Source organism: Streptomyces sp. NBC_00057 (assembly GCF_045041165.1).
Taxonomy (GTDB): domain Bacteria; phylum Actinomycetota; class Actinomycetes; order Streptomycetales; family Streptomycetaceae; genus Streptomyces.
In genome coordinates, this window is the sequence record NZ_CP108256.1 from 6,587,285 (window position 1) to 6,607,242 (window position 19,958).

At 69.0% G+C, this 19,958-nt stretch carries 15 protein-coding genes and 1 pseudogene; 7 read left to right on the top strand and 9 right to left on the bottom strand.

Annotated features, from left to right (window positions below; all coding sequences use genetic code 11):
• Nucleotides 1-67: 67 nt before the first annotated feature.
• Nucleotides 68-1,270 (bottom strand): bifunctional adenosylcobinamide kinase/adenosylcobinamide-phosphate guanylyltransferase, encoded by a 1,203-nt coding sequence (locus tag OG953_RS31040; protein ID WP_405688485.1) that lies wholly within the window; start codon nucleotides 1,268-1,270, stop codon nucleotides 68-70.
• 127 nt (nucleotides 1,271-1,397) lie between these two features.
• Between OG953_RS31040 and OG953_RS31045 the strand changes: the two genes are divergently transcribed.
• A complete protein-coding gene (locus OG953_RS31045; RefSeq protein ID WP_093893560.1) occupies nucleotides 1,398-1,607 on the top strand; it encodes a hypothetical protein in 210 nt (69 codons plus the stop codon).
• A 132-nt stretch (nucleotides 1,608-1,739) separates the two neighbouring features.
• Here the strand turns inward: OG953_RS31045 and OG953_RS31050 are convergent, their stop codons facing one another.
• The 3 genes from OG953_RS31050 to OG953_RS31060 all read right to left on the bottom strand — a co-directional run bounded on the left by OG953_RS31050 (nucleotide 1,740) and on the right by OG953_RS31060 (nucleotide 4,347).
• Complete coding sequence (locus OG953_RS31050; RefSeq protein ID WP_405688487.1) at nucleotides 1,740-2,813, bottom strand: S1C family serine protease; 1,074 nt, start codon at nucleotides 2,811-2,813, stop codon at nucleotides 1,740-1,742.
• Between the two features lie 92 nt (nucleotides 2,814-2,905).
• Entirely contained in the window at nucleotides 2,906-3,664 is a 759-nt protein-coding gene (locus OG953_RS31055; protein WP_405688489.1) for a class I SAM-dependent methyltransferase, read from the bottom strand.
• An 83-nt stretch (nucleotides 3,665-3,747) separates the two neighbouring features.
• Nucleotides 3,748-4,347 carry a DUF3043 domain-containing protein gene (locus OG953_RS31060; RefSeq protein WP_405688490.1) on the bottom strand — a complete coding sequence of 200 codons (600 nt, stop codon included), beginning with the start codon at nucleotides 4,345-4,347 and terminating at the stop codon, nucleotides 3,748-3,750.
• Nucleotides 4,348-4,643: 296 nt separating this feature from the next.
• On the opposite strand from OG953_RS31060, the gene OG953_RS31065 reads away from it, so the two are divergent.
• The 5 genes from OG953_RS31065 to OG953_RS31085 all read left to right on the top strand — a co-directional run bounded on the left by OG953_RS31065 (nucleotide 4,644) and on the right by OG953_RS31085 (nucleotide 11,170).
• Entirely contained in the window at nucleotides 4,644-5,426 is a 783-nt protein-coding gene (locus OG953_RS31065; protein ID WP_093893567.1) for a PspA/IM30 family protein, read from the top strand.
• A 9-nt stretch (nucleotides 5,427-5,435) separates the two neighbouring features.
• Nucleotides 5,436-5,714, top strand: coding sequence for a PspA-associated protein PspAA (locus OG953_RS31070; protein WP_093893563.1), 279 nt, complete (start codon nucleotides 5,436-5,438; stop codon nucleotides 5,712-5,714).
• Between the two features lie 171 nt (nucleotides 5,715-5,885).
• On the top strand, nucleotides 5,886-7,145 hold the full coding sequence (locus tag OG953_RS31075) for a sensor histidine kinase (protein ID WP_405688492.1): 1,260 nt from the start codon (nucleotides 5,886-5,888) through the stop codon (nucleotides 7,143-7,145).
• A complete protein-coding gene (locus OG953_RS31080) occupies nucleotides 7,142-7,837 on the top strand; it encodes a response regulator (RefSeq protein WP_405688494.1) in 696 nt (231 codons plus the stop codon). Before OG953_RS31075 ends, OG953_RS31080 begins: the two co-directional genes overlap by 4 nt.
• Nucleotides 7,838-8,002: 165 nt before the next feature.
• On the top strand, nucleotides 8,003-11,170 hold the full coding sequence (locus tag OG953_RS31085) for an efflux RND transporter permease subunit (RefSeq protein ID WP_405688496.1): 3,168 nt from the start codon (nucleotides 8,003-8,005) through the stop codon (nucleotides 11,168-11,170).
• An 81-nt stretch (nucleotides 11,171-11,251) separates the two neighbouring features.
• Here OG953_RS31085 and OG953_RS31090 read toward each other — a convergent pair whose 3' ends face one another.
• A complete protein-coding gene (locus OG953_RS31090; protein WP_405688498.1) occupies nucleotides 11,252-11,446 on the bottom strand; it encodes a DUF397 domain-containing protein in 195 nt (64 codons plus the stop codon).
• A pseudogene (locus OG953_RS31095) lies at nucleotides 11,425-12,269 on the bottom strand (Scr1 family TA system antitoxin-like transcriptional regulator). Before OG953_RS31095 ends, OG953_RS31090 begins: the two are co-directional and overlap by 22 nt.
• Before the next feature lie 177 nt (nucleotides 12,270-12,446).
• Here OG953_RS31095 and OG953_RS31100 point away from each other — a divergent pair.
• Entirely contained in the window at nucleotides 12,447-12,785 is a 339-nt protein-coding gene (locus OG953_RS31100; RefSeq protein ID WP_405688500.1) for a hypothetical protein, read from the top strand.
• On the opposite strand, the gene OG953_RS31105 is transcribed toward OG953_RS31100, so the two are convergent.
• From OG953_RS31105 to OG953_RS31115, 3 genes are read right to left on the bottom strand one after another with little or no spacing between them, the layout of a single operon-like run.
• Nucleotides 12,715-13,410, bottom strand: coding sequence for a CHAT domain-containing protein (locus OG953_RS31105; RefSeq protein ID WP_405688501.1), 696 nt, complete (start codon nucleotides 13,408-13,410; stop codon nucleotides 12,715-12,717). The two genes, OG953_RS31100 and OG953_RS31105, sit on opposite strands and share 71 nt — an antisense overlap.
• On the bottom strand, nucleotides 13,407-18,455 hold the full coding sequence (locus OG953_RS31110; protein WP_405688504.1) for a tetratricopeptide repeat protein: 5,049 nt from the start codon (nucleotides 18,453-18,455) through the stop codon (nucleotides 13,407-13,409). Before OG953_RS31110 ends, OG953_RS31105 begins: the two co-directional genes overlap by 4 nt.
• Complete coding sequence (locus OG953_RS31115; protein ID WP_405688506.1) at nucleotides 18,445-19,863, bottom strand: lipase/acyltransferase domain-containing protein; 1,419 nt, start codon at nucleotides 19,861-19,863, stop codon at nucleotides 18,445-18,447. Before OG953_RS31115 ends, OG953_RS31110 begins: the two co-directional genes overlap by 11 nt.
• Between the last annotated feature and the right edge of the window lie 95 nt (nucleotides 19,864-19,958).

Here is a 19,958-nt window from a genome sequence, read left to right on the forward strand (position 1 = left end):
CCGCTCCTCCTGTTCTCGCGTCCCGTCCCTGCGTTGCGTTTCTGCGTTCCGCGTTGCCGAGTCCCGGTCAGCCGCGCAGCGTCAGCGCCTGTCCGGACACCACCAGCAGCACCTGTTCGCACTCGTCGGCGAACGCGGCGTTCAACCGGCCCAGCTCGTCCCGGAACCGCCGACCGGCAGCCGTCGCGGGCACTACGCCCGAGCCGGTCTCATTGGTCACGGCGACGACCGTGCGCCGTGTTCCGCGCACCGCGGCGACCAGCTCGGCGGTCCGCTCCCGCAACGCGCTCTCGCCGCCGTTCGCCCACGCCGCGTCGTCCCAGGCATCCACCCGGTCCATCGCATCCGTCAGCCACAGCGACAGACAGTCGATCAGCAGCGGCGGCCCGTCCGACTCCAGCAGCTCCACCAGCTCACAGGTCTCCTCGGTGCGCCAGGCGGCCGGCCTGCGGTCCCGGTGCAGCCCGATCCGGGCCGCCCACTCCGCGTCCCCTTCCCTGCCGCCACCGGTCGCCACGTACACCACCTCGGGGAACGTCTCCAGACGTCGCTCGGCCTCCACCGACTTCCCCGATCTGGCACCGCCCGTCACCAGCGTGCGCCGCGGCACGTCCGGCACCGAGCGGTACTCGCCCACCACCAGCGTCGTCCCGTCGGGCACGGTCCGCGCGCCGGCCGCCGCGAGCCGCCGGTCCAGCTCGACGCCGGGCGGTGCGTCATGGTCCAGATGGACGGCGATGATCTCGGTGGTCGGCCCGATCGCCTCGACGGCCCGCAGCCGCGCCACCGCGTCCGGCCGCCCGACCACATCGCCGACCACCATGTCGTAGGGCTGTGCCACCCGGTCCGCGAGACCGGAGGGCGCGGCGCCCGGCGGCAGGTAGAGCAGCCGTGCGCCCTCCGGAGCCGTCACCTCGTAACCCGTCCCCGGCGCGTCCATCGGCACCGCCCTCACCCGGTGACCGCTGATCAGCGTCAGCTCCCGCCCGTCCGGCACGCGTCCCGCCGGAGGCAGTCCGGCGGGCAGTTCCACGGCGGGCCCGTCGTGCGGATGGGTGAGCAGCACCTGCCGTACGCCGGTGAGCGAATGCCCCGCACGGGCTGCGGCGAACACGGCCCCCGGGGTGAGATCGAGCAGCAGCGCGTCGTCGACGAGCAGTGCGGTCGCGGCCCGCGAGCGCATACCGCGGGCGGTGGCGCAGGCGGCACAGGGACATTCGGGCCGCGGCAGCCCGTCGGGGGCTCCGGTGCCGAGCAGAGTCAGTTCCACGTCTCCGATCCTCCCGCGTCCGCGCAGCGGGTGCGCGACTTGGGGGTGTCCGGGTGGGCGCAGGACCCGTTCCCGCACTGGTTGGAGGCACTAGGCTGCGGGCAGCAAAGTGACCCAGGAGGCGGACATGGCGTGGACGTGGCGGTTCGAGAAGTCCGACGGTACGGAGACGGAGCCGGCCCTGCAGCCGGAGGAATTCACTACGCAGGGCGATGCGGAGTCCTGGATCGGTGAGTACTGGAAGGAACTCCTCGACGGCGGGGCGGACCAGGTGACGCTCTTCGACGACACGACAAAGATCTACGGCCCCATGAGCCTCCAGGCCGACCAGGGCTGATCCGCCCCGGCGCGTGAACAGCCGTACGGGCTTGGGTCTGTCTCCAGGCCCCGTACGACTGACGATCGGGGTCGTGCGGCGGTCATCAGGCCCGTACGACCCCGATCGGGCCTGTACGGCGACGACCGGGAGCTAGATCTCGCCCAGGGTGACCTGCGCCGTCGTCTCGGCCCCGTTGCGCAGATACGTCACCGTGACCTTCTCGCCCGGCTTGTCCGAGGCCAGCGCCTCCGACAGGGACGTGATCGTCGGGACCCGCACATCTCCGACCTTGGTGATGACATCGCCGACCCGCAGCCCCGCCTTGTCCGCGGCGCCGCCCTTCGTCACGCCGACCAGCGCCACCCCGACCGGACGGTAGGTGTCGTCGATGACCGTGCGTCCGGTGATGTTCAGCGCCGCCCGGCCCGAGTCGGTGACCTTGCCGCTCTTGATGATCTGATCGGCGACCGTCTTCACCATCGACACGGGGATCGCGAACCCGATCCCCGGCGCCGAGCTGTCACCCATCTGCGGGTCGATCGCCCCCAGCGTCGGGATGCCGATCACCTCGCTGTTCAGATTGACCAGCGCACCGCCGCTGTTGCCCGGGTTGATGGCCGCCGAGGTCTGCACCATGTTCGCGATCGTCGCGCCCGTGCCACCGCCCGTGCGGCCTTCGCTGACGGTCCGGCCGAGCGCCGAGACGATGCCCTGGGTGACGCTGGAGGACAGTCCGAGCGGCGAGCCCATCGCCAGCACGATCTGTCCCACCTCGACCTTCTCCGAGTCGCCGAACTTCGCGGGCTTCAGCCCTTCCGGGACGCCGGCGAGCTTGATGACGGCCAGATCCTGTTCCGGATAGGCGGCGACCAGCGAGGCCTCCACCACCTTCTCGCCTGTGGCGACGGTGACCTTGAACGTCTTCTCGTTGCCGACCACATGGGCGTTGGTGACGATATGTCCCTTGGAGTCGTAGATGACGCCGGAGCCCAGGCTGTTGGAGGCTTCGATCTGCACGACCGACGGCAGGACGTTCTTGATCACGTCCTGGTATTCGTTCTGGAGATCGCCGACGGGCCGGGAAGCGGAGGTCGACGTAGTGGGTTGGGCCGGAGAATCGGATTTCGTGCCCGAGCAGCTGCTCACCAGGGCGACCGCGCAGACACCTGTGGTCAGAGGCAGCAGCAGATGGCGTACACGGCTGCGGGAGTGGGATGCATCCATGTCCGAATTATTGCTTTTAGCCCCATTGGGGGCCTGTTGAGTTCGGCCGATCGGGTACGCCGCCGGACAACTCCGGCGGCGACCCGGAGGTTCTAGCCCCGCACTCCGCACAGATGAAGCAGCGCGGCCACCCGGCGGTACGGATCGGTCCGTCCGGCGCGGTCCTCCGCGGCCAGTACCCGCTCCAGTTCGTCGGCGGCCGGCAGTTCCGCGTCGTTGCTCACGTTGTCCGTGAAGACGCGCACCCCGTACCAGGCGTGCAGGGGGGCCGCGATACCGGCGAGCGTGGCCGTCAGAGCGTCCAGCCGGTCGGCTCTCACCGCGAGACCCAGCCGATTGGTGTACGCATCCGTATCGAAGGCGGCCAGCGCCGCGTCCCAGTCCCCGGCGGTCCCGGGCCGCATCGCCAGCGCATCGGCGTTCCGTACGAGCAGCGAGAGCAGTCCGCCCGGGGCCAGCATCCGGGCAAGTCCGGCAAGCATCGCGTCCGGCTCCCGGACATACATCAGCACGCCGTGGCAGAGCACCACGTCGAAGCTGCCGGGCAGGAAGTGCACCCCGGTGTCCAGGCCGTTGCCCTCGATGAGCCGGACCCGTTCGCGGATGCCCGCGGGCTCGCTGCCGAGTGCCTCACGGGCCACCCGCAGCATCTCGGCGTCGGACTCCAGGCCCGTCACGCTGTGACCGGCCCTGGCCAGGCGCAGCGCCTGGGTGCCCTGGCCCATGCCGACGTCGAGGATGCGCAGTCGCTGCCCGACCGGGAAGCGGGCCGCTATCTGCTCGTCGATCTGCCGGGCGACGAGCTCCTGGCGGACGAAGTTGCGCAGCCCGCCGAGCCCTTTCAGCCACACCGAGGAGGCTCCCGAGAATCCGGTGACGGTGGCGGGAGCGGCGTCGGCGGACGGACCACCGGCCGAGCCGGAGATATCCGTACTCAGGGCCGCTCTCCACGCTTGACCTGCGGCTTCGGCAGCCGGAGCCGACGCATCTGAAGCGTACGCATCAGACCGTAGGCGACCGCGCCACGCTTCGGCGTATCGGGGAAGCGCTCGTTCAGCTGCTTCTTCAGGCGGAACGCGAGCCCGATCGAGTCGATGACGATCAGCACGATCACGATGAGCCAGAGCAGCAGCGAGATGGTCTGGATGTTCTGCACCTGGATCACGCTGAGGATCAGAATGATCACGGCGAGCGGCAGGAAGAACTCCGCGATGCAGAAACGCGAGTCCACGTAATCGCGGACGAAGCGCCGCACCGGGCCCTTGTCGCGAACCGGCAGATAGCGCTCGTCGCCACTGGCGAGCGCCTCACGCTGCTTGGCCATGTCCACACGGCGCGCTTCGCGCTGCCGCTTCGCGGCCTCCTTGCGGTCGAGCGGCGCGCCACTGGAGGCACGACGGCGCTGCGACTGGGCATCGCTGCGCTTGGGGGTGGGGCGACCTTTGGGGGCCTGCGGGTCGCGGGGCTGCTTGGAGAGGTCCGCCGTCACCTTGTTGGTGGGCGCCTTCTCTTCCTTCGAACGGCTACGGAACACAAGGCCCAAGGGTACGGGTTCGATCGCCGCGACCCCAGGCCGGTCGGGAACGATCCGGCAACGGCCTGCGTCCTGGCAGGTGTCCCCATGGGTTTGCCGCGGACGTCCCGACCGGTTTCCCCGACCGCCACCTACTCCCTGGGCCGGAGCGGTGACCGGGTGCAGTCGTCCTTGGGGAGGAGCACATCCGTGCTCGAACAGTGCGGTAATAGAGGCAGGGCCCGTACTGTGGGTTCTGTTGGAGTGCTGGAGCTCAGTCCGTCAGAAGGGGGCGCGCGAAGCCCATGAGCGGTGTCATGAAGCGTATGGGGATGATCTTCCGCGCGAAGGCAAACAAGGCCCTTGACCGGGCCGAGGATCCGCGCGAGACCCTCGATTACTCGTACCAGAAGCAGCTGGAGCTGCTTCAGAAGGTGCGCCGCGGCGTCGCCGATGTGGCGACCTCGCGCAAGCGGCTGGAGCTGCAGCTGAATCAGCTGCAGGGTCAGTCGTCCAAGCTGGAGGACCAGGGCCGCAAGGCGCTCGCGCTCGGCCGCGAGGACCTGGCCCGCGAGGCGCTGTCCCGGCGCGCCGCACTCCAGCAGCAGGTCACCGACCTGGAGACGCAGCACACCACGCTGCAGGGCGAGGAGGAGAAGCTCACTCTCGCGGCCCAGCGGCTGCAGGCCAAGGTCGATGCCTTCCGTACCAAGAAGGAGACCATCAAGGCCACCTACACCGCAGCCCAGGCGCAGACCCGGATCGGCGAGGCCTTCTCCGGGATCTCCGAGGAGATGGGCGATGTCGGCCTGGCGATCCAGCGTGCCGAGGACAAGACCCAGCAGCTGCAGGCACGGGCCGGCGCGATCGACGAGCTGCTCGCCTCCGGCGCCCTGGACGACCCGACCGGGACGGCGAAGGACGACATCGCCGCCGAGCTGGACCGGATCTCCGGTGGTACGGATGTGGAGCTGGAGCTGCAGCGCATGAAGGCCGAGCTGGCCGGCGGCTCCACCCAGCAGCAGGCGATCGAGGGCGGCCCGCAGGATGCGGCGCAGCAGCAGTCGTCGCAGTCCCCGCACAGGTTCGACAAGAGTTAAGGCAGCGTCATGATCGTACGGATCATGGGGGAGGGCCAGGTCGCACTGGCCGACAGCCATCTCGCCGAGCTCAACAGGCTCGACGACGAACTGCTCGCCGAGATGGAGAGCGGCGACGGCCCCGGCTTCCGCTCCACTCTCCACGCACTCCTCGCCAGGGTGCGCGAGTTCGGCACACCCTTGCCGGACGACTCCCTGGAGCCGTCCGAGCTGATCCTGCCGTCGTCCGACGCGACCCTTGAAGAGGTGCGCGCCATGCTCCGGGACGACGGCCTGATCCCCGGCTGACGCCGGTCGCTCTCCAGCACCCGCACAAGTCCGTGCCCCGTGTCCGGTCCGCCGGACACGGGGCACGGCTGTGTCCGTGGCACGGCGCTGTGGCGGTTCAGCGCGCTCCGTGCCGGTTTCTCCGTACGACCCGGACCGATTCGCGCGCGACACGCCGTAACGTAGCTTGACGTGACCACCCTCGGAACCGGGGTTCTGCGCATCCGGCACTGGCTGCGCGACCATCCCCTCGCGCTGGACACAGCGCTCGCCCTGGCCGTACTGGTGGCCATGATCATCGGGTCGTTCGTCCGCCCGGGCGTACCGAACCGTCCCACCTTCGGCACTCTCAGGCCCGAGGCGAGCAGTGTGCTCCTGATGGTGCTCGGTGCCGTGGCGCTCATCCGGCGGCGGCGCAATCCCAAGGCGGTGCTCGCGGCCACCGCCGGGCTGACGATCGTCGCGCTGGTGCGATCCGACCCGCCCGCGCCCGTGGTGATGAGCACCGTCATCGCGCTCTACACCGTCGCCGCTCGCACCGACCGGCCCACCACCTGGCGGGTCGGTCTGCTGACCATGGCCGCGCTGACGGCCGCCGCGATGTTCTTCGGTCCGGCGCCCTGGTACAGCCAGGAGAACTTCGGCGTCTTCGCCTGGACCGGCATGGCCGGTGCCGCGGGGGACGCCGTACGCTCCAGGCGCGCCTTCGTCGACGCGATCAGGGAGCGCGCCGAACGGGCCGAGCGCACCCGTGACGAGGAGGCCCGGCGCCGGGTCGCCGAGGAACGGCTGCGGATCGCCCGCGAACTGCACGACGTCGTCGCCCACCACATCGCCCTGGTCAATGTCCAGGCCGGGGTGGCCGCCCACGTCATGGACAAGCGCCCCGACCAGGCCAAGGAGGCGCTGGCCCACGTCCGGGAGGCCAGCCGCTCCGCGCTGAACGAACTGCGGGCCACCGTCGGGCTGCTGCGTCAGTCCGGCGACCCGGAGGCGCCGACCGAACCGGCCCCGGGGCTCGCGGTCCTCGACGAGTTGGTGGACACCGTCCGGCGGGCCGGGCTCCCGGTCGAGGTGGCCTGCACCGACCGGCGGCCCCCGCTGCCCGCGGCCGTCGACCTGGCCGCGTACCGGGTGATCCAGGAGGCGCTGACCAATGTGCGCAAACACGCGGGCCCCGGGGCGAAGGCCGAGGTGAGCGTCGTACGGGTCGGCGCCACGGCCGAGGTCACCGTGATCGACAACGGTTCGGGCGGAGGCGTCCGCAACGGGGACGGCGGCGGTCACGGCCTCCTCGGTATGCGCGAACGCGTCACCGCGCTCGGCGGCTCCCTCACCGCGGGGCCCCGCTACGGCGGCGGATTCCGGGTTCATGCGATCCTGCCCGTCAAGGCCCGCACGGCAGAGCCCAAGGAGCCGGGCGCGGCGGGCCGGACGGGGGAAAACACATGACACCGCCCATCAAGGTGCTGCTCGTCGACGACCAGGCGCTGCTGCGCAGCGCGTTCCGGGTGCTGGTCGACTCGGAGGCCGACATGGAGGTGGTCGGCGAGGCGGCGGACGGCGCACAGGCCGTGGAACTGGCCCGCTCGACGCGTGCCGACGTGGTGCTGATGGACATCCGGATGCCCGGTACGGACGGACTCGCCGCCACCCGGATGATCAGTGCCGATCCCGAACTGGCGGACGTACGGGTCGTCATGCTCACCACCTTCGAGGTGGACGAGTACGTGGTGCAGTCGCTGCGGGCCGGGGCGTCCGGCTTTCTCGGCAAAGGGGCGGAACCGGAGGAACTGCTCAATGCCATCCGTATCGCCGCGGGCGGTGAGGCGCTGCTCTCGCCGGCCGCGACCAAGGGCCTGATCGCCACCTTCCTTGCGCAGGGCGGCAGTTCGGGTGGTGACGGGCCGAGCCCCGCGGAGTGCTCCGAGCGGCTCGCCGCGCTCACCGGCCGCGAACGCGAGGTGCTGGTCCTGGTCGCGGGCGGGCACTCCAACGACGAGATCGCCGAGCGGCTCGTCGTCAGCCCGCTCACCGTCAAGACCCATGTGAACAGGGCGATGGCGAAGTTGGGAGCTCGGGACCGGGCTCAATTGGTAGTAATTGCTTACGAGTCGGGCCTGGTGCGCCCCAGGGTGGAGTGACGGGGTGGAGATACGGCGTACTCCACCTGCGGTATGCGCGGCATAAGAAAGCGACCTGGGGCCGACGCTTTCGGTCTTGCGGATGGTTGATCGTATAGCTGGGCCGGGTCTGCCCCCCAGCCACCCGCCCATCTGCCGCGTAAGCCACAGAAGAGAGACCCACCCATGTCCTGGCTGTCCAGATTCAGCCTCGCGCAACGGGCCCTGATCGGGCTGATCTCGATCGTCGCCCTCGTATTCGGAGCGATCGCGATCCCGCAGCTCAAGCAGCAGCTGCTGCCCACCATCGAACTCCCGATGGTGTCGGTGCTCGCCCCCTATCAGGGTGCGTCCCCCGATGTGGTCGAGAAGCAGGTCGTCGAACCCCTCGAGAATTCCATCAAGGCCGTCGACGGCGTCACCGGCACCACCTCGACCGCCAGCGAGGGCAACGCCGTCATCATGGCGACCTTCGACTTCGGCAGCGAGGGCACCAAGCAGCTCGTCGCCGACATCCAGCAGGCGGTGAACCGCGCCCGCGTCCAGCTTCCCGACGACGTGGACCCGCAGGTCGTCGCCGGTTCGACGGACGACATCCCGGCCGTCGTCCTCGCCGTCACCTCCGACAAGGACCAGCAGGCGCTCGCCGACCAGTTGGACCGCACCGTCGTTCCCGCGCTGGAGGACATCGAGGGCGTCGGTCAGGTCTCCGTCGACGGTGTGCGGGACCTCCAGGTCTCCATCACCCCCGACGACAAGAAGCTTGCAGCGGCCGGTCTGAACGCCGTGACGCTCTCCCAGGCGCTCCAGGCGGGCGGCGCGACCGTTCCCGCCGGTGCCTTCTCGGAGTCGGGCAAGAGCCGTACCGTCCAGGTCGGCGGCGCCTTCACCTCCCTGAAGCAGATCGAGGACCTGCGCGTCACCGGCCAGGACCCGGCGACGGGCAAGCCCGGCGAGCCGGTCCGCGTCGGTGACATCGCCACGGTGAAGCAGGAGCCGTCCACCGCGGTCTCCCTCACCCGTACCAACGGCAAGCCGAGCCTCGCCGTGATGGCCACGATGGACAAGGACGGCAGCGCCGTCGCCATCTCGGACGCGGTCAAGGACAAGCTCCCCGACCTCCGCAAGGACCTCGGCGCCGGTGCCGAACTGACCGTCGTCTCCGACCAGGGCCCCGCCGTCTCCAAAGCCATCTCCGGTCTGACCACCGAGGGCGCGCTCGGTCTGCTCTTCGCCGTCATCGTCATCCTGGTCTTCCTCGCGTCGCTCCGCTCGACCCTGGTCACCGCGGTCTCCATCCCGCTCTCCGTGGTCCTCGCGCTGATCGTGCTCTGGACCCGCGACCTCTCGCTCAACATGCTCACGCTCGGCGCGCTGACCATCGCGATCGGCCGCGTCGTCGACGACTCGATCGTGGTCCTGGAGAACATCAAGCGTCACCTCAGTTATGGGGAAGAGCGCCAGTCCGCGATCCTCGCCGCGGTGAAGGAAGTGGCCGGCGCGGTTACCGCCTCGACCCTCACCACGGTCGCCGTCTTCCTGCCGATCGGTCTGGTCGGCGGCATGGTCGGCGAGCTCTTCGGCTCCTTCTCGCTGACCATCACCGCGGCCCTGCTGGCCTCCCTGCTGGTCTCGCTGACCGTCGTCCCCGTCCTGTCGTACTGGTTCCTGCGCGCCCCGAAGGGCAGCACGGAGAACCCGGACGAGGCCCGTCGCAAGGCCGAGGAGAAGGAAGCCCGCAGCCGGCTCCAGCGGCTGTACATCCCGGTGCTGCGCTTCGCGACCCGGCGCCGTGTCACCAGCATCGTCATCGCCGTCGTGGTGCTGTTCGGCACCTTCGGCATGGCCTCGCTGCTGAAGACCAACTTCTTCGACCAGGGAGAGCAGGAAGTCCTCTCCATCAAGCAGGAGTTGACCCCCGGCACCAGCCTGGCGGCCGCCGACGAGGCGGCCAAGAAGGTCGAGAAGCTCCTCGCCGGCGACCAGGGCGTCAAGGACTACCAGGTCACCGTCGGCTCCTCCGGCTTCATGGCGGCCTTCGGCGGCGGTACGGGATCCAACCAGGCCTCCTACCAGGTCACCCTGAAGGACTCGGCCGACTTCGACGCCACCCAGAAGCGCATCGACGAGGGCCTCGGCAAGCTCGACGGCATCGGCGACACCACCATCGCCGCGGGCGACGGCTTCGGCAGCCAGGACCTCAGCGTCGTGGTCAAGGCGGCCGACGCGGACGTCCTGAAGAAGGCGTCCGAAGAGGTACGGGCCGAGGTGGCCGAGCTGAAGGACGTCACCGACGTCCAGAGCGACCTGGCGCAGAGCGTCCCGCGGATCTCGGTCAAGGCCAACGCCAAGGCCGCGGACGCCGGTTTCAACCAGACCACGCTCGGCGCGGCCGTCGCCGGAGCGGTGCGCGGTACCCCGTCCGGCAAGGCGATCATGGACGACACCGAGCGGGACATCGTCATCAAGTCCGCCCACCCGGCGACCACGATGGCCGAATTGAAGAACCTCTCGCTCGGCCCGGTGAAGCTCGGCCGGATCGCCGACGTCGAGCTGGTCCCCGGGCCGGTCTCGATGACGAGGATCGACGGCCAGCGCGCCGCGACCATCACCGCCAAGCCCACCGGTGACAACACCGGTGCGGTCAGCGCCGCGCTCCAGACGAAGATCAACGCCCTGAAGCTCCCGGACGGCGCCACCGCCACCATCGGCGGTGTCTCCGAGGACCAGAACGACGCGTTCCTGAAGCTCGGCCTGGCCATGCTGGCCGCGATCGCGATCGTCTTCATGCTGCTGGTGGCGACCTTCCGGTCCCTGATTCAGCCGCTGATCCTGCTGGTCTCCATCCCGTTCGCGGCAACCGGCGCGATCGGCCTGCTCGTGATCACCGGCACCCCGATGGGCGTACCGGCGATGATCGGCATGCTGATGCTGATCGGCATCGTGGTAACCAACGCGATTGTGCTGATCGACCTGATCAACCAGTACCGGACGCAGGGCATGGGCGTCGTCGAAGCAGTCATCGAGGGCGGCCGCCACCGGCTCCGTCCGATCCTGATGACCGCCCTGGCGACGATCTTCGCCCTGCTCCCGATGGCGCTCGGCGTCACTGGCGAGGGCGGCTTCATCTCGCAGCCGCTCGCGGTGGTCGTGATCGGCGGCCTGGTCACCTCGACGCTGCTGACGCTGCTCCTGGTGCCGACGCTCTACGCGATGGTGGAGCTCCGCAAGGAGCGCCGGGCGAAGAAGAAGGCGATCAAGCGCGCCAAGAAGGCCGGCGGTCCGGTGCAGGCCGAGTCCACCGAGTCGGACGAGTCGGACGAGACGCGCACGGCGGAGCCGTCGGGCGTGTAGTCGGTTCGGTGAACCGGTAAAAGCGAGAACGGCCTGTCCCACGCGGGAGCGTGGGACAGGCCGTTCTGCTCTTCTCGCGCCCTACTTGAGGGAGGCGATGAAGTCGTTCCAGGCAGAGGTGGGGATGAGAAGTGCGGGGCCGGTGGGGTGCTTGCTGTCGCGTACAGGGATGATGCCGGGGAAGGCGTCGGCGATCTCGACGCACTCGCCCCCGTTGGAGTTGCTGTAGCTGCTCTTGCGCCAGCGGGCGGTGCTCAGCTCGGGGATGTGTCGCATGATGTGTAGCCCTCCATAAGCGTCCGGATCATGTGCGCCGACTCGGGCAGTGAGAGTGCGTTGGCCCGCAGTACCTCGTACTGCCGCCGCCACTTCTCCACCCTGCTCGGGTCCTCGTAGAGGTGACCGGCCTGGATGCCCTCCTCGTAGGCGACTCGGGTGCCGTCGGCGAGTGTCAGCAAAGTCAGCGCGCAGCCCATGAGCGAGTGGAGCCCCGCGCTGAACGGCATCACTTGAATATTACTGTCCGGAGTATCGACTTGGTCGAGCAGCGAAGCCAGTTGCTCACTCATGGACACGGGGCTGCCCATCTGCCTCCGCAGCGCGGCTTCGTCGATGATCGCCCACCGGAAAGGGGGCGTACTGGAGCGCTGCCTCTCCTGCCGGGACATTCGGGCCGCGACTCGTTGCTCAATTTGATCCAGGCTCAAGTCTTTTTGACAGCGAAGGAATTCGCGTGCGTACGCCTCGGTCTGGAGCAGACCTGGCAGGGCCTGCGCCCCGTACTGCTCTATGACTTCGGCTTTGGACTCGAAGTCCATGTACCGGCGGTACTGATCCGGATGGATCTCCTTCTTGGCCAGCTCGTACAACCCGTGGAAGTGCTTGTCGGTGCCGAACGCCGCGTCGAGCCGACCGGGGATGTCCGGCGGCGGCATCAGCTCAGCCGTCTCGATCCGGGCGAGCGTGCTCTTGCTGGAGTTCAGGATGTCCGCCAGCTGTACGAGGGAAGATCCGCGCGCTCGCGGTGTCGGCGCTGCTCGGAGCCGAAGTAGTGGCGGGCGGAGAGATACGGGGTGAGGGGCTGAGGCCTGAACGTCATGGTGCGTGCCTTCCGTGTGTCCCGCTCTCAACGCCGGGACAGGGCAACCCTGTTGGTGCGACCCGTCGCAACGCGACGATTGCGGCACACACGGTAACCAGCGTGTGCGGCCGGGTGCCATAGGGCCCCTCGAACGGAGGCAGTGACGACATGATGTTCGATGCGAAGGGGCGGCCCATGCGTTTGCTCCCGTGGGTCAGCCAGAGCGGGGCGCCGTGCTACCTGAGCACCGACGACCCGGACAGCCGGATGTCGCGGTTGGCCGACGAGGTGGAAGCGGATCTGCTCGTCTCGGCCGAGTACGTACTGACCGGGGCAAGGGCGTTGCTGGCTGAAGCCGCAGTGGGGGAGCGGGAGTTGCGGTTCGCCGGTGTGCGGCTCGCGGAGTCGCTGCGGGACACCTTGCGGATCGCCACGAGCCGGGGAGAGCGACTGGAAGCCGGGCTCACGCTTGCGGAGGACGAGGAAACCGTGGCTTACGCAGCCGAGCACTGCTCCTGTACCAGCGAGGCTTGAGAGGCCGGCCCGGGGGGACGGGGCGTTCCTCGGAACGGATCAGGAAATGGGCCTCGGGCAGATGCCCGGGGGCGGTGTGCAGAACAGGCAGGTCCGTACAGCCGATCAGCCCCAGCATGAGACAGGCCGTCGTGTGGGCCCGGAGGACGGAGTCGCCCTCGGCGAGGTTGCGGTAGAAAACCCGGGCGAAGGTGCACGCGTACGCATCGGGGACCTGTCCCTGCCAGCCGATGGCGACCGGGACGGAGCCGACCAGCTCTTTGGCGAGCGGCTCCGTCCAGCAGGCGTTGAGGACGAGCAGGCGCAGGCCGAGGGAAGCGGCGGCGACGACGCAGTCGCGTAAGTCTTTCAGCGCGACGGGGGCTTCGCCGCCGTCGTCGGTGACGAACCGTGGTCCACCGTCAGGCGTGCCGCGCCCGGCGAAGTGAAGAACATGCGGAGTGGTGCCTGCCAGGTACTGCACCAGAGCCTCGGCACGGGCAGCCGGAAGCACATCGAGCCGGAGCAGACGCCCGAACCGGGCGTGCGTGATGCTGCGTTGCACGTCCCGGTGCTCCTCATGGAGAGCGGGCGCCCTGCCGACTCCGGGTGAGGCGGCGAGGACGAGACAAATGGCTGACATCATGCGGTCTTGGCGAGCACCTGGATAATCCGGACCCAGAGTGCGGCGTGCTGGTGGGCATGCATCGCGCTGAGCGTGGCGATCTCCGAAAGCAGACGGTTACGGAGGTCGGGCGACGCGTCGGCGGCGAGGGCGGCGAGATCATCGGGATCGATGTCATCGACGGCCCCGGCGAGCACCTGGGCGGACTGGGCATGGGTGAGGGAGGAGAGCGGGTCGGAGAAGACCTCGCCCTCGATGGCCGAGGCATGGAGGAGAGCCTCGGCGTCCCCGGCGGTGAGGGCGCGCTGTACGTAGTCTTGGAGGTGACTGCGGTCGCGAACGAGGGCATAGGCGGCGGCGATGTCCCGCGTACGGGCGACGTGGAGCAGAGCAGCGTGGGTGAGCGAGGGTGAAGCGGGGAGTCCGGTACTCAGGAGACCGGTGTGCGCGCGGAGGAACTGCTCCGACTCCTCCCAGGTGTCGCATTCTGTCCACTCTGCGAGTTGGTCGCCGAGAATGAACGGGCGGAATGCCTCGGACACACCGTTGGCGAGAATCCGCTCGCGAAGTGCTTCGTGCTGGGCTGCTCCCTCGGGAGAGACAAGGACGTATTCGGCAAGGGCGACTGCGGCTTCGGCGCTGCTCAAGACATCGGCGTGCTCCGACCAGTAGTCGCACGAATCCGACCAGGTGGGTGTGGCCAACCATGAGGCGATTGCGTCCAGGACCTCCGCGGAGAGCGCCAACCACTCGGGGACCGAGGTGCCGGTCTTGTCCTGCCAGATCGTGGCGAGTGCGTCTTGGTTCTGAGCGCTCTCACGTACGTATGAGCGAAGGACCTGTCGAGCGCGCAGGCCGACAAGGTCGGAGCTGTCAGCGGATTGGCCGTTGAGTAGTTGTACGAGGCCACTGAGGCCTGCTCCGGGCGAACACTCAGGCCTGCGGATCAGGAATGTGTTGCGTTCAAGCGCGAGGGCCCGGCAGGCCGCCGGCTGTGTGGCGATCAGATCCGCGATGGCTGTTTCGTATGTCTGGATCGCTGCCGTGCGGTCTCCGGTGTCGGCGAGGCGGTTGGCGAGGTTGTTGAGGGCGCTTGCGAGGTTGGGGAGGAAGGCGGTGGGGTGTTGTTCGGTGAGGGTGCGGTAGAGGTGTGCGGCTTCGTGTGCGGGGGTGAGTGCGCCTTGGCGGTCTCCGGTCTCGGCGAGACGGTTGGCGAGGTTGTTGAGGGATGTGGCGAGGTTGGGGAGGAAGGCGGTGGGGTGTTGTTCGGCGAGGGTGCGGTAGAGGCGTGCGGCTTCGTGTGCGGGGGTGAGTGCGCCCTGGCGGTCTCCGGTTTCCGCGAGACGGTTGGCGAGGTTGTTGAGGGACATGGCGAGGTTGGGGAGGAAGGCGGTGGGGTGTTGTTCGGCGAGGGTGCGGTAGAGGCGTGCGGCTTCGTGTGCGGGGGTGAGTGCGCCCTGGCGGTCTCCGGTCTCGGCGAGACGGTTGGCGAGGTTGTTGAGGGATGTGGCGAGGTTGGGGAGGAAGGCGGTGGGGTGTTGTTCGGCGAGGGTGCGGTAGAGGCGTGCGGCTTCGTGTGCGGGGGTGAGTGCGCCCTGGCGGTCTCCGGTCTCGGCGAGACGGTTGGCGAGGTTGTTGAGGGACATGGCGAGGTTGGGGAGGAAGGCGGTGGGGTGTTGTTCGGCGAGGGTGCGGTAGAGGCGTGCGGCTTCGTGTGCGGGGGTGAGTGCGCCCTGGCGGTCTCCGGTCTCGGCGAGACGGCTGGCGAGGTTGTTGAGGGACATGGCGAGGTTGGGGAGGAAGGCGGTGGGGTGTTGTTCGGCGAGGGTGCGGTAGAGGCGTGCGGCTTCGTGTGCGGGGGTGAGTGCGCCCTGGCGGTCTCCGGTCTCGGCGAGGTGGGCGGCGAGGTTGTTGAGGGATGTGGCGAGGTTAGGGAGGAAGGCGGTGGGGTGTTGTTCGGCGAGGGTGCGGTAGAGGCGTGCGGCTTCGTGTGCGGGGGTGAGTGCGCCCTGGCGGTCTCCGGTGTCCGCGAGACGGTTGGCGAGGTTGTTGAGGGACATGGCGAGGTCGGGGAGGAAGGCGGTGGGGTGTTGTTCGGCGAGGGTGCGGTAGAGGCGTGCGGCTTCGTGTGCGGGGGTGAGTGCGCCCTGGCGGTCTCCGGTGTCCGCGAGGTGGGCGGCGAGGTTGTTGAGGGATGTGGCGAGGTTGGGGAGGAAGGCGGTGGGGTGTTGTTCGGCGAGGGTGCGGTAGAGGCGTGCGGCTTCGTGTGCGGGGGTGAGTGCGCCCTGGCGGTCTCCGGTGTCCGCGAGGTGGGCGGCGAGGTTGTTGAGGGACATGGCGAGGTCGGGGAGGAAGGCGGTGGGGTGTTGTTCGGCGAGGGTGCGGTAGAGGTGTGCGGCTTCGTGTGCGGGGGTGAGTGCGCCTTGGCGGTCTCCGGTCTCGGCGAGACGGTTGGCGAGGTTGTTGAGGGATGTGGCGAGGTTGGGGAGGAAGGCGGTGGGGTGTTGTTCGGCGAGGGTGCGGTAGAGGTGTGCGGCTTCGTGTGCGGGGGTGAGTGCGCCCTGGCGGTCTCCGGTGTCCGCGAGGTGGGCGGCGAGGTTGTTGAGGGCGCCTGCGAGGTTGGGGAGGAAGGCGGTGGGGTGTTGTTCGGCGAGGGTGCGGTAGAGGCGTGCGGCTTCGTGTGCGGGGGTGAGTGCGCCCTGGCGGTCTCCGGTTTCCGCGAGACGGTTGGCGAGGTTGTTGAGGGACATGGCGAGGTCGGACAGATGCGCTGCAGGACGGATCTCGTTGAGTTCCTCGTAGAGACTGACCGCCTCGCGGGAGTAGGTCAGCGCTTCCTCGCGCTTCCCCGCCTTGGACAGCGCGAGTGAGAAATCGTTAACGGCCCCCGCCAGATATGGAAGTGCACTCTCTTCGTCCCACGCCACAAGCTCACGCAACATCTCGATTCCGGAACCCCCGTCGCGCACTGCGTGCGTCACCAGGCCGCGCGCAAGATAGGGGTCGATCCCGGCCCAATCTCCAACCCGGGCCTGCCGCTTGACCAGGTCGACAATCGTCCGCGCCACCACGTGGTCGGCGTCTGCCCCGCCAGGTCCGTCCCGACGCATGAGGTGGGACACGAACTCCCGGTGGTACAGCCGGTACACCGCCTGCGTGTCCTCGGCATCCTCCACGATGTAGGGGCCGTAGGCGGACAGCACCCAGTCCACGTCGCTCTCGTCATAGGCGACGCCGCCGCCCAGTGCTCCGGCCACCACCTCCCATACGCCGCCGGCCGGCATGCCTCGGCCCACTGTCCAAGCCAGTGCGGCGAGCAGATCCCTTGCCGCAGAGGGAAGTTCAGTGCCGTCTTCCCCAACGCGCACCGGGCCTGCCTGCAATTCGTTCTCGAAGGCGGCTCCGATGGAGTCCGGCAGACGGGTCAGCAGGCCGTCTTCCTCGGCGCGGTCAGGGGAGCGGAATTCCGTGAGGAGCGTGCTGGTCACCAGCCGAGCGAAGAGGAAACCGCCGTCGACGGCTGTTGCTCGCTCCGAGATCGCCACGCCGGCATCACGCGCCCGGGTGTCCGTGACCCCGGCCGCCGTGCACCTGCGGAAGACGTACTCGCTGATGTTCTCCTGGGTGTGCGGCTCGTGCTCCAGGTCAACGGTCACGACGTCCGCCCCGATGAGACGGGCCAGGGCCTTCGGCAGGGTCTCGTTCTCGTCGAGCTGGTTCCGGAACGGACGTGCGCGGGAGCCGAGCAGCACAGGTACCGTCCGGCTCAGCGGAAAGATCAACTCCTCGATCATGCCCTGCGTGTGTTCGGCGGGCACTTCGTCGAGGCCGTCGATGACCAGCACTGGCTGCGGCGACAGCTCCCGCAGCTCACCCCGGAAGTCGTCCGCGTTCCGTGGCGTGGGGAGCTTCAGATTCCGGGCCAGCTCGGCTGCTGCCTGCAACGGAGTCAGGCCGCGTAGATGTACGGCTGCGAGAGTCCGGTCGGCCCTGACGCCCGGATCGGGGTCGTCGTCGCGCAGGGCGCCGTGCTCGATGGCTTCCTCGCGCTGTACCGGGTCCGTGAGGGTGGCGATGCGTCCCAGCACCGCGGATTTCCCGCAGCCAGCCGGTCCTGTCACCAGGAAGAGCCCGGATCTGTCCGCAGCCATCCAGGCGATGATGTCGCCCAGCACCTTCTTCCGGCCGGTGAAGAACCACCCCTCCTCACGGTGTCCGACCCCGCGTGCGGCCAGCACCAGATGCTCGACCAGTTTGGCCGGAGCCCCGGGGCTGTGGAGCGGATTGGGGAAGACGGGCCGCCCGGTGCCGAGGGTCGCGGGGACAGGGTTCTGGCCTTCACCCTTCCAGTGGCCGGTCAGCGCATCCAGCAGGTCCGTGCCGCTGACGAGCGCGTTGTGGGCGCTCCACGCAGAGCGGTACTCGTCGGTCTCGGGCCCGGCCTTCAGTACCTCCGCCAGAGCGGCAAGCAGGGGACCGCTGCCGTCGGAAGTCTCGTTCTTCTGGCAACTCGCCATGATCCCGAGCCACTTTGTGCGGCCAGGAGGCATGGACACGGTTTCCCAGCGCCTCCGCGCCGTCTCCACACTCTGCGCCACGGCACCGCCCGCGTAACAGGTGTCGATGATCACCAGAATCTGGTCGGCGCCGGAAGCTGCGGCGTCGTTGATCAGCGTCTCGACCAGGACTCCACGTTTCCGGAGGCGTGCCTCCCGGATACCCGGATCGTCGCCCAGCTCCAGATCCGACAGCACAAGACGCAACTCTTCGTCGGCGAGCTCGCCGTGCCCCGACCAGATGACCAGAGCCGGCCCGGACGCTCCCGTGGCGTTCCAGCCCTCGCACCACGCGTCGCTCTCCGCGGTGAACGTGGCCAGCGACGGATTCCCGCCCCCCACCTTCCGGGCCTCGTACCCAAGCCCCTCCAGCAGCCCGACGATCTCGTCCATCTGGGCCACCGCCCCCGTCAGCCGGGGGAACCTCCGCTCGTCGGCGTACTCCTCGCACACCACACACAGCGCTGTGCCCACCGGTTCCGGCCGGTCCCCGCCCGCCTCACGCGTCACCGTCGGCACCCCGTTCCAGAACCAGCACCAGCGCCGTCATCACCACATTGGCCGAAACCCGCGTGCTGACCCGCATTCGATGCGCGCCCGTCGGCAGTTCGGTCAGCCGGGCGCCGTACTGTCCGCCGCCTCGGTTGGTCATCTTGCGCACCGGCCCGCCCTCCACGCCCACGAAGAGGGCGACCCGGTCGTGACCTGGTGTCCCCAGTGGGACGGTGGCCCGAATCTCGTAGGTCTCGCCCTCGGTGAGCATCTCGGGGGCGTCCACGGACAGCGGTACGTCATCGTCGTCGGAACCCCGGTGCACCGGCGGCTCCGGAGTGAGCCAGTTGTACAGAGCCTGGCGGACGGCCTTGTTGTTCTGGAGCGATCCGTGTTTCTCCCAAGGGGTGTACGCGGGCCGCCCCGCACCCACGTGGGCACTGGACAGCCGGGGCACCCGCCCGTCGCCACCCTCGTCGAGCCCGTCGATGGTGAGCGCCTCGTTCAGGGTGTCGCCGTGGATCTCCGCCGTCGTCGGCGTCGGCTGGAGCACCCCGCTGACCGGTACGTACTCCACTCCGTAGTCCGCACCCGCCCCCGATGCCCGCAGGTCCGCATGGAACAGCGCGGCGTCCCGCAACAGCGCCGCGTCGACGCCGGGCAGCCCCGCGACCTCGCGCGCGTACCGCAACGGCGTACCGGCGGCAGTCGTCAGGCAGGCGTAGTCAGGGGTGAGCTGATGCAGGGAGGGCAGGCTGCGGGCGAACGTGGTGAGGTCGAGGCCCAGCGGGCCGATCCCGTATCGCAGACCGTTGACCAGGTACACCAGGGCGTCCAGGGACCCGCGGTACGGCGTCCCGAGCGTGATCACTCGCCGGGTGACCTCCGCACCCCCGCACTGTTCGACGTACTGCCGGGTGACGAGGCCACCCATGGAGTGGCAGAGGAAGATGACCCTGGCGTCCCGCCGGTCGGCTCGGGACGCCCGCCAGCGACCCAGTTCCTCGTCGACCCGCTCGGCCAGCCGGTCCGCGTTGTAGCGGCAGGAGAGTCGCCAGTCGTAGGCGAAGTCGATCAGGTTGACCGGGGCGTCGGCCTCGTCGCCCGGCAGGCGGCGTCGAAGCGTGAAGTTCCGCTCCAGCCAGTCCAGCAGTGTGTTGTATCCGTCGATCGGCATATACACGCCGGGCAGGGAGTGCAGATCGCGCATCAGCCCGATGGGCCGTACGCCGTCGCCAGGGTGATCGTTGCCCAGATCGGGGCGGAGAGTCAGTCCCTTGACGGACTTCCCGAAGGTCTGGATGCCCCGCAACAGCGCCTTCCCGGAGAGCCCCCAGACCTCGTGCCCGTCCGCATCCGCCAGCCGGCTGCCCAGAATGCCCGGCACGACAACCATCAAGTCGTCGACCCTGCTGCGCTGTGTCATGTGGCCCATACCCCCGTACCTATCCAAGCTGTGGGTACAGCAGCGTAGGTACGGGAGGGGCGCCCCAGTGCCGGACGGGACAAAATCGGCCTGTC

Excerpts from the sequence above, each read along its gene's own strand:
- OG953_RS31090 (WP_405688498.1), bottom strand. The coding sequence starts at position 11,446 with ATGCGACACATCCCCGAGCTGAGCACCGCCCGCTGGCGCAAGAGCAGC.
- OG953_RS31045 (WP_093893560.1), top strand. The coding sequence starts at position 1,398 with ATGGCGTGGACGTGGCGGTTCGAGAAGTCCGACGGTACGGAGACGGAG.
- OG953_RS31085 (WP_405688496.1), top strand. The coding sequence starts at position 8,003 with ATGTCCTGGCTGTCCAGATTCAGCCTCGCGCAACGGGCCCTGATCGGG.
- OG953_RS31115 (WP_405688506.1), bottom strand. The coding sequence starts at position 19,863 with ATGACACAGCGCAGCAGGGTCGACGACTTGATGGTTGTCGTGCCGGGC.
- OG953_RS31100 (WP_405688500.1), top strand. The coding sequence starts at position 12,447 with ATGCGTTTGCTCCCGTGGGTCAGCCAGAGCGGGGCGCCGTGCTACCTG.
- OG953_RS31105 (WP_405688501.1), bottom strand. The coding sequence starts at position 13,410 with ATGATGTCAGCCATTTGTCTCGTCCTCGCCGCCTCACCCGGAGTCGGC.
- OG953_RS31080 (WP_405688494.1), top strand. The coding sequence starts at position 7,142 with ATGACACCGCCCATCAAGGTGCTGCTCGTCGACGACCAGGCGCTGCTG.
- OG953_RS31070 (WP_093893563.1), top strand. The coding sequence starts at position 5,436 with ATGATCGTACGGATCATGGGGGAGGGCCAGGTCGCACTGGCCGACAGC.
- OG953_RS31065 (WP_093893567.1), top strand. The coding sequence starts at position 4,644 with ATGAAGCGTATGGGGATGATCTTCCGCGCGAAGGCAAACAAGGCCCTT.
- OG953_RS31050 (WP_405688487.1), bottom strand. The coding sequence starts at position 2,813 with ATGGATGCATCCCACTCCCGCAGCCGTGTACGCCATCTGCTGCTGCCT.